This window comes from Actinoplanes sp. NPDC049118 (genome assembly GCF_040648555.1).
GTDB lineage: Bacteria > Actinomycetota > Actinomycetes > Mycobacteriales > Micromonosporaceae > Actinoplanes.
Genome location: NZ_JBEZDY010000014.1, coordinates 51,984 through 65,510, shown reverse-complemented (window position 1 = coordinate 65,510; position 13,527 = coordinate 51,984). Strand labels below are relative to the sequence as shown.

The 13,527-nt window shown below is 66.8% G+C and carries 12 protein-coding genes and 2 pseudogenes; 8 read left to right on the top strand and 6 right to left on the bottom strand.

The annotated features are described in order from the left end of the window. Positions 1-29: 29 nt before the first annotated feature. The 6 genes from AB0B58_RS22820 to AB0B58_RS22795 form a co-directional block, all read right to left on the bottom strand. The gene (locus tag AB0B58_RS22820) at positions 30-275 is read right to left on the bottom strand and encodes a hypothetical protein (RefSeq protein ID WP_360226832.1); all 246 of its coding nucleotides are present in this window, start codon (positions 273-275) and stop codon (positions 30-32) included. Positions 276-297: 22 nt separating this feature from the next. Then, entirely contained in the window at positions 298-702 is a 405-nt protein-coding gene (locus tag AB0B58_RS22815) for a hypothetical protein (protein ID WP_360226829.1), read from the bottom strand. Continuing rightward, entirely contained in the window at positions 699-1,184 is a 486-nt protein-coding gene (locus AB0B58_RS22810) for an Asp23/Gls24 family envelope stress response protein (RefSeq protein WP_360226826.1), read from the bottom strand. Before AB0B58_RS22810 ends, AB0B58_RS22815 begins: the two co-directional genes overlap by 4 nt. A 696-nt stretch (positions 1,185-1,880) precedes the next feature. Further along, positions 1,881-2,069: a hypothetical protein gene (locus AB0B58_RS22805; protein WP_360226823.1), complete on the bottom strand. Its 189-nt coding sequence runs from the start codon at positions 2,067-2,069 to the stop codon at positions 1,881-1,883. A 1,349-nt stretch (positions 2,070-3,418) separates the two neighbouring features. Continuing rightward, positions 3,419-3,703 carry a hypothetical protein gene (locus AB0B58_RS22800; RefSeq protein WP_360226820.1) on the bottom strand — a complete coding sequence of 95 codons (285 nt, stop codon included), beginning with the start codon at positions 3,701-3,703 and terminating at the stop codon, positions 3,419-3,421. 252 nt (positions 3,704-3,955) lie between these two features. After that, the gene (locus AB0B58_RS22795; RefSeq protein WP_360226817.1) at positions 3,956-4,906 is read right to left on the bottom strand and encodes a metallophosphoesterase; all 951 of its coding nucleotides are present in this window, start codon (positions 4,904-4,906) and stop codon (positions 3,956-3,958) included. Between the two features lie 423 nt (positions 4,907-5,329). Here AB0B58_RS22795 and AB0B58_RS22790 point away from each other — a divergent pair, with 423 nt between their 5' ends. The 8 genes and pseudogenes from AB0B58_RS22790 to AB0B58_RS22755 all read left to right on the top strand — a co-directional run bounded on the left by AB0B58_RS22790 (position 5,330) and on the right by AB0B58_RS22755 (position 13,406). Next, positions 5,330-6,394, top strand: a complete 1,065-nt coding sequence (locus tag AB0B58_RS22790) for an NlpC/P60 family protein (RefSeq protein WP_360226814.1) — start codon at positions 5,330-5,332, stop codon at positions 6,392-6,394. 415 nt (positions 6,395-6,809) lie between these two features. Further along, entirely contained in the window at positions 6,810-7,634 is an 825-nt protein-coding gene (locus AB0B58_RS22785) for a lysophospholipase (RefSeq protein ID WP_360226811.1), read from the top strand. A gap of 633 nt (positions 7,635-8,267) precedes the next feature. Further along, positions 8,268-9,035, top strand: a complete 768-nt coding sequence (locus tag AB0B58_RS22780) for a hypothetical protein (RefSeq protein ID WP_360226808.1) — start codon at positions 8,268-8,270, stop codon at positions 9,033-9,035. 605 nt (positions 9,036-9,640) lie between these two features. Next, positions 9,641-10,705 (top strand): annotated as a pseudogene (locus AB0B58_RS22775) (recombinase family protein); the annotation flags it as partial. A gap of 66 nt (positions 10,706-10,771) precedes the next feature. Beyond that, positions 10,772-10,918, top strand: a pseudogene (locus AB0B58_RS22770) (IS5/IS1182 family transposase); the annotation flags it as partial. A gap of 138 nt (positions 10,919-11,056) precedes the next feature. After that, positions 11,057-11,821: a DinB family protein gene (locus tag AB0B58_RS22765; protein ID WP_360227333.1), complete on the top strand. Its 765-nt coding sequence runs from the start codon at positions 11,057-11,059 to the stop codon at positions 11,819-11,821. Positions 11,822-11,877: 56 nt separating this feature from the next. After that, a complete protein-coding gene (locus AB0B58_RS22760; RefSeq protein WP_214324877.1) occupies positions 11,878-12,126 on the top strand; it encodes a trypsin-like serine protease in 249 nt (82 codons plus the stop codon). 182 nt (positions 12,127-12,308) lie between these two features. Next, complete coding sequence (locus AB0B58_RS22755) at positions 12,309-13,406, top strand: integrase core domain-containing protein (protein ID WP_360226805.1); 1,098 nt, start codon at positions 12,309-12,311, stop codon at positions 13,404-13,406. Positions 13,407-13,527 lie beyond the last annotated feature (121 nt).

Below are 13,527 nucleotides of genomic sequence, written 5' to 3'. Positions count from 1 at the left end.
TCCATACACAATGGTCAGTGCCGGATCGGTCAATGCACCCGAGGCCGGTGCGGGTGACGACAGTCGTGCCACGCGTGCATCAGCCGGGACCACAGCGACCGGCGCGGCACCACCACCACGCGTACCCTCCGGTCGTCGTGTGACCGTGCCCGCTCCGGCGGTCCCATGCGTTCGTATCTGGCCAGACCCGCGATGAACTCGGTCCCGTCACCGCCCCGGTCAGGGTGGTGGTTGCGGATGAACTCGCGGCGCTCCCGCGCCCAACCGTCGTCCATCAGAGCCCTCCCGACCGTGGTCTTACGGGGCTGCGGCGCGCGCACGGCGGGCGCCCTTGTGCGGCTTCTTCTCCGGGCCCGGGTTCGGGTTCGCCGCCGCGCTCGGCAGGGCCTGCGGGTCGCCCACGTCGGCGATCGTCACGTCGATCCGTCGGCCGGGGGCCAGGCCCGCGACGGCCGCGCGGATTTCGTGCGCGACTGTTGCCGCCGGGGTGTTCCAGCGGGCGCGTATCTGTACCAGCACCGCCTCCCGGTCGATCCGCACGCCCGGCAGTCGGCGGCCCGGCAGGTAGGTGGCGATATCGCCGAGCGGGTCCCCACAGAGATCTTCCACGTCCGGACAGCCCCGCGTCGCCGACGCCACCGCGTCGGCGTCGACACCGTCGATCAGCGCGGTCTCCAGGCGGGCCGCGGCGGCCACGTTCATGTGACCCGCGTCTGCTCGGGCTCGTCGCCGGTGTCGGGCAGGTTGACGTCATCCACGTTGACGTTGACCTCGACGACCTCGAGACCCGTCATGCGTTCGATCGAAGTCTTGACGTTGCGTTGGATGCTGCGACCCAGCTCCGCGACGCTGACGCCGTACTCCACCACGATGTCCAAGTCGATGGCCGTCTGCGTCTCGCCGACCTCGACGCCGACGCCCTGCGCGACGTTCGGGCCCGAGCTTCCCGGTATCCGTTCGCGGATGGCGCCGAACGCCCGGGATCCGCCCGTACCCATGGAATGCACCCCGGACATCTCGCGGCAGGCCATGCCCGCGATCTTCTGGACCACGCCCTGCGCGATGCTGATCTTGCCTTCGTCGTTGTTGAGCTTGTTCCGGGTGGCCACACCCGTCTCCGCGCCCGCCTTGTAGTCCTTGCCCGTCTGTTGGCTAACGGGATCAGCTCTGGTTTGAGTCGTCATGTCGCTGCGCTCCTCACGGTGCCCCAGCGCGGCACTGAGCCGTGCTCTCCTCCCAGTCTGGCAAGATGCCGCCCGGAATGACCCGGATTCCCCTCAAACCGCGTCCGCGAGGTCGCGGCATGACGGCCAGGTCATGGCGTTGTCGGGCTGCCGCCGTTGACTGAGCACAGCCCGTCCAATGACCGGCCGAATGTCAACGATCGCCGAAACCCCGTGCGCGGCCAGCCCCAAATGGCTACACCTGCCTCGGCACTAGCAGCACCTACGCCCACAGAGGCACCAAACCGCACCAACTCCACCCACCACCCTTCCCTGCGCAAGATCGCCGCTCAGCGACGTGGAGGTCGATGGTGAAGCGCAGGAGAGAGTCTCCAGCCGGGCACGTCACAGAACTGCAACGACGCAGCGTGGTTGATCGACTTCTGATCGTGGAAGCGTCCTTCGCGCTTGCATGACGCGACTTCGAAGGCCCCAGATGGCTTCTTGCCGCTGTAGGGCCCTCCTCGTTTCCGGCTACCTCTTCCGAGGCCGACTGGGACGCGGCGGCACACCGACCGGGGGCGCGTACCTCCAGGGGCGGATTGCCGCACGGCCACAGCCAATGCTGGTACGGGTCACCAAGACCGTCGAGGCGCTGTCGGGGGATTCTCTGGTCAACGCGACCGAGGTCGAGTGCTGCCATGAAAGTTCACCAGGTCACGGCGAAATCACGAGGGCCGAGGCGAATACGGCTACGACTGCCACCAGGCATAACAGCAAGCCGGCCGCGGTCATCTTCCGGTTCAGCTCGGGATGCCGGGTGACTGGCTGGTCCAGCGCCAGCCACGTTGTGCCGCCCAGCAGAGTCATCGCCAGTACCACAAGAGTGATCATCGCGTAGCCCATGTATCCGACCTGTCCAGCTCAGTGTTCGCCGGTGAAAGCTGCGGAGCTGGAGCCGGAGACTGAACAGCAAGTTAACGATGCATGGTCGACAGGCGCCTGAGTGTTGATCTTTGCGGTCAACCGCTCCATCAGGCGGACACTCAGACTCGCCAACTGACGCCTTAGTCAGGCCCAGGGCATGACCGACAGCACTCACAGGAACCCATCATTTGGTACACATGTGCTATTCGCGGGCTGTGGACGGTAGCCGCGAGAGGGCTACCGCAGTCGTGCTGCCCTAACGCGCCGAGGCCCGCCCCATCGAGGAGACGGATGGCGCCTACGAACGTGCAGGTGCTGCATCCGTACTGGGGCGGGCCGGCCTTACCTCTGCGCGGTAATCCATCGACCACCCATCCCTTCCCCGACCCCTTGATGGAGTCCTCGTTCATCTGTCAACATCGGCCACAGGCGCCAGGTTCTGAGGAAAACACCTCCGTCTCTTTCCTCTACCGCGCCATCGCACCTGGCGCCTGATGCGGCCGCCGCACGAACGGGGTCGGCACCAGTGAGTTCCGACTGGAGATCAACGCCCAAGGGCATGGCACGGTGCCCTCCGACCGCCGCCTTGCTCGCCTTGGTCCCGCTCCCGCCCGGCAGCCGGCGCACCCATACCCGGGTGTAGGCCGCCGACCACTGTGTCCACAGCCCGGGCGGGCAATGCCCGCAGGTTGTGGACAGCAGTCAACGGATGCGTCGGGCCCGGTATCGACACTTCGGCTTCGGGTTGACCACGAGGCCACCCTGCTGCAGCTACGCGAGGCCGGCATCGAAGCCGAACGGTTCGCGCACTGACCAACGGCGCCGACCGGGCCAGGCGGGGCCGCACAGCGGCGAGTCGATGGCTCCCTGCGGCCGGGCCGGTGAGCCTCCATTTGGCCCCGAACGAGGTAGCGCAGCCGATCACCAAGCGCGCGTCCCCCGCACAAGCGGGGACGCGCAGAGAATACCGACACAGGGTCCTTGACGGTCCGCCCAGTTCACGAGTCGAAGTCCGCCGCCCACCACCGACCGGAAACGGTTAGCGAGCCACACAGCCTACGTCCGCAACGCCGACGACACCCTGGCCAGCGGCGTGCCCGAACTGGCCTCCGTCTGAACGCCACGCGGTAGTCAAGTCATGGACGCCGGCACGGCGACCGGCCCGGGGACTGTCAAACGAGACAGTCCCCGCCCAGGCCGCCAAGCAGTCCGGTGAGCCGTCCGCAGCGGCGAGTCAGGGATGACGACCCTGGCCGCCAGGCGCGGCCGGAAGCGCCGACTGCCCTGGAGCGCCGGACGGGAGGATCTCGGTAGCAGGGGTCTGCTCTTCACCGGCAGGTCTCCTTAACGCCTTGCTGCGCGGTCCGCATTTCCGGCAGCGTTGTCGCGGCGAGCAGCTTGACCACGTCACCATCAGCTCCCTCGGCGGCGACGATCGCGTTCTCTACCGAGACCTGATAGGCGGTGAGCTTTGTTCTGAGCTGCGGGTCGCTGGTGTTGTCGATGTCCGTGGAGATGGTGAAGTGCAGTTCAGTGAGTGCGACCTTCAGGTCGTTGGTGGCCTTGGCCATCTCGCCCGCCGACACGTCGCCGCCTGCCAGGGTCTTCGACAACGTGCTGATCCTGCCGAGGGCAGTCGTGCCAGCCTGTGTCACGGACGCACAGATGCTCCTCCGATCGGGGGGCGTGGATGCGGCCGTGCTGGTGCCGCCGGAAGCACTCCGTGCCGGCGCGCCGCAGGCCGAGATTGCCACAAGCGATAGTCCTGCAAGGACGACAGCGAACGTCCTGGATGTCACATGAACTCCTCGACAGAGGTTGCCGGAGGCGCAGCGGATGCCACGCCTCCGGCAACCTGCGTTGTGCTACCCGACGGGCACGAGGTTGACGTTGGTGAGCACGAACTGGTTCTTCACGTCGGTCATGTACCTGTTGAGGTACGGCGAGTAGGTCTTGACGTCGACGGTCTTGTTGGTCGGGTTGAACGTCATGACCCGCAGGTAGCTGTTGGGGTCCCGCAAGATGAGGTTCTGGTAGTCGGCCTGGATCTGGTGCACGGTGTTGCCGCCGATTCCCTGCTGCGTGATGACGCCCGCGTTCACGTAGTGACCGGAGAACGTGAACCGGAAGTTGGCGTGCTTGCTGACGAGATTGGTCCACAGCCTGTTGCCGGTGGAGTCCTTTGCGGTGCCGTTCTGATAAGCGTGCGTGACCAGGATGACGTTGTGGTTCGGGTGGGCGGAGACGACCTGGTTCGCCCAGGCGATCTCGGTGTCGCTGGGCTGGTACTTCAGCGCCAGCACCAACCAGTTCGCCCCTCCGGCGGTGAAGACGTGGTAGGTGTTGTCGTTGGCGGTGGCCGGGTAGGTCGCCCCGAACGAGGGCAGCGCGGTGAAGGTGCTGCGCGGGTAGTTGCTGTTGTACCGAGTCGCCGCGCGGGTGCTCGTCGAGTCGAGGTCATGGTTGCCGGGGCCGATGATGTACGGGACATCGTCGGTGGGCAGGCCCATGGCGCTCTTGCTGTTGTTCCACTGGTACTGCTGGTCGGAGTCGTCGACCACGTCACCGACGTGCAGCACGTACTTGATGTTTCGGGCGGCCTGCTGATCATCGACCCATTGCATCTGGGCCCGGTAAACCTGCGGCCAGCTCTGCGACGCGTACTGGGTGTCCGGCAGCATGATGAGGGTGAAGTTCTCGACGGCGGCTGGCACCTGAGCTGCGGCCCCCTGGCCAGTCGTGGCGGCTGCCACGAGGGTGGCGGTGACTGTTGCGGCGACACAGAGGGCGCGCATCGCCGTCCTGGTGATAGTCATCCTGTCCTTCCTCCGCATGAGGGGTTCAGCCCGCGCGCCGTCAGGTGACTGACCGCGTGTTCTTCGAGCCGTGACAGTGGGAATCATCGATGCATTCATCGAACAGTCCCCGTCGGCGGCGTTGCCCCGGAGGGACTTCTCCATGACAGAGGGACGAAAAGGCGGTGACGCGCGTCGATCTGGTTCCGCTGCTACCCCGGCGCCCCGTGCGGAGGTCTCGACGGGGTGTCCGGCTTCTGCGGCGTTGATCTCCGCGCAGCGAGCCATGCCTTCACTGATCAGGGCCGGTAGCGGCATTCGGCCGCGCGTTCAGTCGCAGCCTGACCCACAGCACGCGGCGTGCTGCGGGAGCGATCGCGCCGGTCACCTCGACCAAGCCCTGGCCGGGCTGTGGTCGTAGATCAATACTCAGGTTCGGCGAAGGTGGTCTGCTCCGGTGCCCGTCACGGCCGCCACCGCCGCCGCGACGGTAACGCCCAGCGTGAAGACCTCGTACAGCAAAAGGTCGATCGGATGGGGCTCCACAGTCAAGGTGACACCAAGCTGATCAACCCCGCGACCGGCGAGGCCGTCACCGGCAAGGTCACGCTGCAGCTGCGAACCAAGACCGGCAACGCGTGGAAGACCTACCAGACGAAGTCGACAGCCTCCAGTGGAACGGTCTCCTTCGCGACCAAGCCCTCGGCCTCGATGTACTTCCGCACCGTGTACGCCGGTACCGAGGGCTTCAGTTCGGTCGCCACCGCGTCCACCCGGATCACTGTGAAGGCCAACGGTGCGAAGGTGCTCGCCGAGGCGACGAAGCACAAGGGCGCCCGCTATGTGTTCGGCGCGGCGGGTCCCAAGCGGTTCGACTGCTCGGGCTACACGATGTACGTCTACAGAAAGGCCGCCGGCAAGAAGCTGCCGCACAAGGCCAACTCGCAGCAGAAGTACGGCATGTCGGTCAGCAAGGGCAGCAAGAAGGCCGGTGACCTGCTCGTCTTCCGCTCCGGCTCGTACGGCACACACGTCGGTATCTACGCCGGTGGCGGATACATGTGGGCCTCGCCCCGTGCCGGTAAGACCGTCTCCATCAAACCCGGTGCGGAACACGATGCCGGCTGCCGGGTGAAGTACCTGATCCGGGATCGTGATGGGAAGTATCCAGCACTGTTCGACGCGATCCTCGCCGACGCCGGCATCACCGTGGTGCTCAGCGGTGTCCGCATGCCCCGGATGAACTCGGTCATGGAACGGTGGATCCAGTCCTGCCGCCATGAACTGCTCGACCGAACCCTGATTTGGAACCAGGCGCACCTGCTACACGCGCTACGCGAGTACGAACGGCACCATAACGGTCATCGTCCTCACCGGGGTATCGCGAACGCCCGCCCCCAGCGTCCGCTACCCGAGCCGATCACCAATCCTGCCGCGATCACACGTCTGCGCGTCTGCCGAAATGATCGTCTCGGCGGACTCCTCCACGAATACGATCATGCGGCGTGAGCTGCACAGATGGGTTTTCGGCATCCGCAAACCCGAACAGGAGCCAGACAGAGCGGGGTTCGCCGATCGTTTCGTAGAGGCAGGATTCCACGCCGATCACGGCGGTAATCTTCGCCACAGGGACTGCCCCAAAGGTTCGGTTGCTGCCTCGCGGATGCGCAGGTCACCATGGCTTTCAGGATGACCGGGTGAAGGCACGCCAGGTACCGGTCGATCCGCATCGTCCCACTCATCGGCGGCGGCCTGACCCGTGCGCCGGGTCGAACCGCACGGTACGGTCCAAGCCACTGGCGGTTCGACGGCGACACCGGTCGGCTCGGTGGCCCGGCTCCCCGCCGGTGCTGGAGCCGAGACTCAATGCCCGAGGAAACCACGGTGCCGGCCCGGCGTTTCATACCTACACCTGGAGCCTCTCATGACCCAGACACACGCCGAGGGCCGGCTGACCAACCACCAATACTGGCAGAGCTGGAGCCCCGAAGCACCCACCGGGCTGGTCATCGTCGTACACGGAGCGCACGAGCACAGTGGCCGATACCGACCCGTCGCCGAACGGCTCACTGCCGCCGGCTATGCCGTCCACGCCCTGGACCATCCCGGGCACGGCCAATCGTCGGGCAAGCGGGGCAACATCACCAGCATGGCCGCCGCCGTACACGGCGTCGACACACTGACCCGCATGGCCACGGAGGTCCATCCCGGCGCGCCGGTGTTCGTTTACGGACACAGCCTCGGCGGCCTGATCGCGTTGCAGTACCTGACCGGGACACCCGCTGGCTGCGTACGAGGTGGGATCATCTCCGCGCCGGCACTGGACACCAGTGCCGTCACCGGTGCGCTGAGACTGCTCGCGCCCCTGGTCTCCGCCATGCTGCCCAATCTCGGCATGCTGGCCCTCGACCCGAACACGATCAGCCGGAACCCCGATGTGGTCCGCGCCTACTGTTCCGACCCGCTCAACTACCTCGGCAAGATGACCGCACGCACCGGCACCGAACTCATGCTGACCGCCACCGCGATGCCGTCCCGGCTTACCGCGCTCACCCTGCCGCTGTTCGTACTTCACGGCAGCGCCGACCGGCTCGTGCCACCAACCACCAGCGCCCTCGTACGCGAGCGCGCCGGCTCCCCGGACCTCACACTCAAGATCTACGAAGGGCTCTACCACGAGCCGCATAACGAGCCGGAACGAGACCAGGTACTCGACGACATCATCGCCTGGCTCGACGCCCACCGGTAAGCCCTCCGGGAACGCAGCCACGTCATCGACGGCGACCCCGTTCTGCTCAAGACCATCGAACGCCGATCACTGATCCCGCCACACGCGCACCCTGCGCATCCGGCGACGCGAACGGCTCGACGGCCTCCTCCACGAACACGTGGAGGAGGCCCGTATGACCAGCGCGGACGCAATTTCCGGCATCCGCACCGCTTGGCCCGGAATGGCCTCGGTAGCGGCCCAGGTACGCGGCAACTGCCGCCTGCAAAACACGGTCGTCGAGAGTGTCGGAGGTTTGCTCGAGAGCGGAGAAGGCAGCCATAGCTTGCGGTGCGTCACCGCAAGTCGAACCGCCGCCGCCCTCGACACGGCAAATTCAGTGCGGTCCCGTCGGAGCCGGTCTCCATGCTGCGGACGCCCGTGGCCGTGCGCGCGCTGGTACAGCGTCCGCCCGGGGGCCGGCACGGGACGGACGGCAACCGCCAAGGTTGGTAACACCAGCAGAAGATCCGGCGGTGCCGCGTGTGCGGCACCGCCGGATTTACGTTTCTGCCCAGTTCTCCACGCATGACAACGTCCGATGAAGACATGTCGAAACCCCTGGCCGGTCGCCCGCGACCGGGTGAGGGTGGAGCCATGAGAAGAATCGGGATCATGGCTTCGGTCGTGGTCATTGCCTTGGGCGTTACCCTCGTCGGCCCGCCCGCGGCGGCGTCCGCCGGGCCGGCCTGCCAGGCCAGAGGCGAGCTGACCGCGGACGGCGAGATCGCGTACGCCACCACCACCGAGCCTGGGCTGGCCGTCTGCTACCCGTTCGAGGGGCGGATCGGGCAGGACATCACCATCGGCCTATACATCCCGCTCGACGACGGCGCCTGGCGCGGCTATGCGAGCCGTGCGACGGTGCTTGATCCCGGCGGTGCCGTCGTGGCAGCTTTCAGTGCCGAGAGCCCGCAGGTGCGCCCGACGTTCCGGGTGCCGGTGCCGACCCTGTCCCGGGTCGGCACGTACACGCTGCTGTTGGCACCGATCCAGGCCACCTCGACCCTGCGGGTCGTGGTCGCCGTCTCGTCGCGCCAGGCGGTCGGCGCGACCCGGGTCGACCACCCCGGCCGACCGCTGAGCTATGACCGGGTCGGCCAGGACAAGGACCTGCGCCTTCCTGGTACGTCCGAACAGTTCGTCGCCCTGCGCGTCACCGACTTCGACATGACCACGCGCGAGGCGGGCGCACCCCCCGGACTGTGGATCGAGGTGCACCGGGCGCTGAGCGACGCCGTCGCCTATCGCGGCGTGGCATTCGGCCCGGGCGACTTCACCGTCGGGCCGCTTCGAGAGGACGGCGAGTTCACCGTCCGTACGTGGCCGTTGGACGGTTCCCTCGGCCGCGCCACGGTCGGCATCGTCACCGTCCGCCCGTAGCCCGAGGTCAATCCTGAGGTGCTTGCCCTGCCAGTACGCGACGCCGTCGCTCTTCATAGTCGGAGGTTGTGAGAATGCCCAGTCCGTACAGGCCGCGGTCATTGCAGCTGTGACCGGTTCCGAAGCTTTGGACCGTGTCCTCCAGCCCGACCCATGTCACTTGTACATGCTGCGGTGCCGGCTCCCAGATGACTCCGGGATGTCCGTGCCAGAGGCGGTCGCAAAACGGTGTTGGGTCGCCGACGCCCACCACCAGATCGTCGGTGGTCGTCTCGCCGAGGTACTCGACGAGAAGCCCTTTGACAACCTGTCGATGCTCAGAACATCTGGCGAACTCACCCGGGCAGCGTATGCCAGTGAACCAGGCACGTGTGCACGGCAGTTGGCGACCGATGCCTTCTGAACGCGCACTGCTCTCGGCAGATGAATACGGCGCGGTGTTCGCGCGTGGTGGTGTTGCTGGGCTAGTTCGGCTCTGTGAGCGTCAGCGGGGGGTGAGTCTCGTTCATTCGTGGTGGTGATCCGGCGGGCTACAGCGTCATGCGGTCCGCCGGTGTGGGTCTTTCGGGTATCGACGTTTTGTTCCTCGGATCGAGGTGAGATCCATGTCGACACCCCTCACCAGCACCGGCCCGACCACCACCGCTCCCGATGACCTTTTCGCCGCCTGGCTCGGCCGACCGCTGGCCCGGGCCCGGATCCGTGGCCGTCGTCCGCGCCAGCCGACGGGTGGGTTGCGGTTCGCGTTCTACGGGCGGATCTCCACCAACGGCTATCAGGACCAGCCTTCGTCACGGCAGTGGCAGTACGACAACGCCGACCGGTTGATCACCGGCCACGGCCTGATCGTGGCCGAGTTCTTCGACACCGGCTACTCCCGCAGCCTGCCCTGGCACCAACGCCCGCACGCCGCCGCCTTGCTGGCGGAGGTGTCCCGCCCGGATCGCCGGTTCGACGCGGTCGTGATCGGCGAGTACGAACGCGCGTTCGCCGGCCGGCAGGCGTTGCAGATCATCCCGTACCTGCAGTCGCACGGTATCGCGGTGTGGCTGCCGGAAGCCGACGGCCCGGTCGATCTGGCCGACCCCACCCACCAGGCGCTGATCATGATGTTGGGGCACCAGTCCCAGCGCGAGGTGCTGCGCTCGCGGATGCGCACCACCGCCGCCATGTGCACCCAAGCCCGCGAACAAGGCCGGCACCTCGGCGGCCGGCCGCCGTACGGCTACCGCCTGGTCGACGCCGGACCGCATCCGAACCAGATCCACGCCCGGTGGGGGAGGAGACTGCACCGCCTCGACCCTGACCCCGCCACCGCCGGGCACGTCGGGTGGATCTTCGCTCAGCGGCTCGCCGGCGCCAGCGCCGCGGGCATCGCCCGTGTCCTCAACGAGCGCGGCATACCGTCACCGTCCGGGCACGACCCCGACCGCAACCCACACCGCACCGGGGCGGGGTGGACACTGCGGACGGTCGCGGCGATCCTGGCCAACCCCCGCTATACCGGAAGGCAGGTGTGGAACCGGCAACGCACCGACCACCACGAGACCGCGCCCGGTGACAGACGCACCAGCCAAGGGCCGACCCGCGCCTGGAACCCGAAATCGGACTGGGTCATCTCCCACGAGCTGGCCCACCCGGCGCTGGTCAGCGACACCGACTTCACCGCCGCCCAGGACATCACCGCGCTCAACACCCCGACCGACCAGAGCGCCCGCCGCTACCAACTGCTGGTCATGAGTGAGCGTGCCGGCTATCCGAGTGACTTGACCGACCGGCAGTGGGCGCTGATCGAGCCGTTTCTGCGGGCGTGGAAGGTGAAACGGCCGTCGCCGTCGGGGCATGAGGGCCACTACGAGCTGCGGGCGATCGTGAACGCGATCTCAACTGCGCGGGCAAGATCGATCGTCGAGCGCTCGCCAAGATGCTCGATCCCGCACTCCCCCACCCGGACGCAACACGCAACCCTCACGTTGTCCCATTCACTGGCGCGGGCGGGACGGATACGGGAAACTGTCCCGATGCCTGCTGAGTACACCCAAAGTGACCAGTTCCGTGGTGCCAGCATCCACCTATGCGACCTCTCCGGCCTCGAGATTCGCGATTGCGACGTCACCGGCCTGAAGATTGTGGACTGTTATGGGGGCAACGTCTCCCTCGGTGGCGGCTTCGAGCGTGTCGTTGTCAACGACGTCGACGTGACCGCCTACGTCGAGGCCGAGCTCGACCGGCTGCATCCCAACCGGGTGCTGGCCCGTGAGGCCACGTCCGCCGCCGAATACCGGGCCGCTTGGGATGCCATCGAGAAGCAATGGGAGGAGACGCTCGACCGCGCCAGGCGCCTACCCGAGGCGAAGCTGCACGAGCAGGTCGACGGCGAGTGGTCGTTCGTCGAGACGCAGCGGCATCTGCTGATGGCCAGCGATGCATGGATCGGCAACGCCGTGCTCGAGGAGGACGCGCCGTACCACCCGTTGGGCCTTCCTGGCGGCGGGATGCCGGCCGAAGCATCGGCGAAGCTCGGGCTCACCCTCGATGCCACCCCGACGCTCGACGAGGTACTCGCGCCACGGCTGGCCCGCATGGCCACGATGCACCGGGTCGTCGACGAGCTCACCGAGGCCGAGCTCGACCGGGTGTGTGGTCGCAAGCCGGCGGACCCATATCCGGACCGGGAGTACGTCGTGCGCCGCTGCCTCACGGTGGTGTGCAAGGAAGAGGCCGAGCATCACCGGTATGCGGCCCGCGACCTCACCGTGCTCGAGGCCGATGCCCGAACCGAGTGAAAGCGCGTCCCGGCAATGGACGGCGATCTCGCGATCCTGCGCTTGACCAGCCCATCTTGCTGTCGGAGCCCCTCATCGCACCCGCACTGCCCAGCCAGGGCGCGGTGCCGACCGGCGAGGTAGTCACGACCGGCTACGGAAAGACCAGCAATGCGGGCTTCCCCAACGAACGACGCGAGGTCTTCCTTGATGTCACGCCGCGGTGGACCTGCGAAGGCATCTACCAGTTCGTGAAGCCGATCACTCCCGGAATGAACTGCACCCGCAAATCCGGCCAGACGGCCGGAGCATGCGGCACTGGGTGATGTCGTCATCGGAATCGTCTCCTGAAATATCTCTGGCCAGTGCGGCAACCCGACCTTGCGGGTGCCGACAACGTCGTCCGCCCTGGTCACGGCCCTCTGACCGCCAGAATAGGACCTTGCACAGGTCGGCGTTCCCAGCATGCATCGAATCGGCGGCGATGACTGGGCGATGATGCCTGACTGTGCTGTTCCGACTGGCTTACCTCGGCGTGACCAACGCCCTCGCGCTGCTCCGGCTGCTGCCGATGAGTGACCGTGACAAGGACGCCGAAATCCTCGCGCTCCGGCACCAGATCGCGGTCCTCGAACGGCACCTGCACGGCGAGAGGATCCGGTTCACCTGTGCTGATCGGGCGTTTCTCGCCGCGCTGCTGCACCGGCTGCCCCGAGACGTGCTGCGCTGCATCCGGCTGCTGGTCCGCCCGGAGACCGTACTGCGCTGGCACCGCAACCTGATCGCCCGACGGCACGCCAGGATCTCCCGACCCAAACGGGCCGGGCGGCCACGCACCATCCGATCGATCCGCCGGCTGGTGCTGCGCCTGGCCCGCGAGAACACCTCGTGGGGGTACCGCAGGATCCACGGCGAACTGCTCGTCCTGGGAATCACAGTGGCCGCATCGACCGTGTGGGAGATCTTGAAGGACGCCGGGATCGACCCGGCATCGCAGCACACCAGCACCACCTGGGCGACGTTCCTACGCTCCCAAGCACAGGCCATCATCGCCGCGGACTTCTTTGAAACGACGACGCTGGCCGGAAGCCGACTGTACGTCCTGGCGATCATCGAACACGCCACCCGCCGGGTACGCATCCTGGGCGCCAACGCACACCCGACCGCGGCGTGGGTGACCCAGACGGCCCGGAACCTACTCATGGACCTCGCCGACACCGGACTCCAGATCAAATACCTGATCCGTGACCGCGACGGCAAGTACCCGGCGTTGTTCGACGCGATCCTCACCGACGCCGGCATCACGGTCGTGCTCACCGGCGTCCGGATGCCCCGCATGAACTCGATCATGGAACGGTGGATCCAGTCCTGCCGGCATGAACTGCTCGACCGGACGCTGATCTGGAACCAGACGCACCTGCTATGGGCATTGCGCGAGTACGAACGGCACCACAACCGTCATCGTCCTCATCGGGGTATCGCGAACGCCCGGCCGCTGCGTCCGCTACCCGAGCCGATCACCGATCCTGCCGCGATCACACGGCTACGCATCCGCCGGAATGATCGTCTCGGCGGACTTCTCCACGAATACGATCATGCCGCCTGACCTGTACGGACGGGATTCTCGGCACCCGCAGGGCGCTCCAATCATGAGAAGTCCGAAACCTGTGCGTTCGGCATTGCCGTAGCTGGCAGCATAACCTCGCGGCGGCTGAACCGGTGGCTTG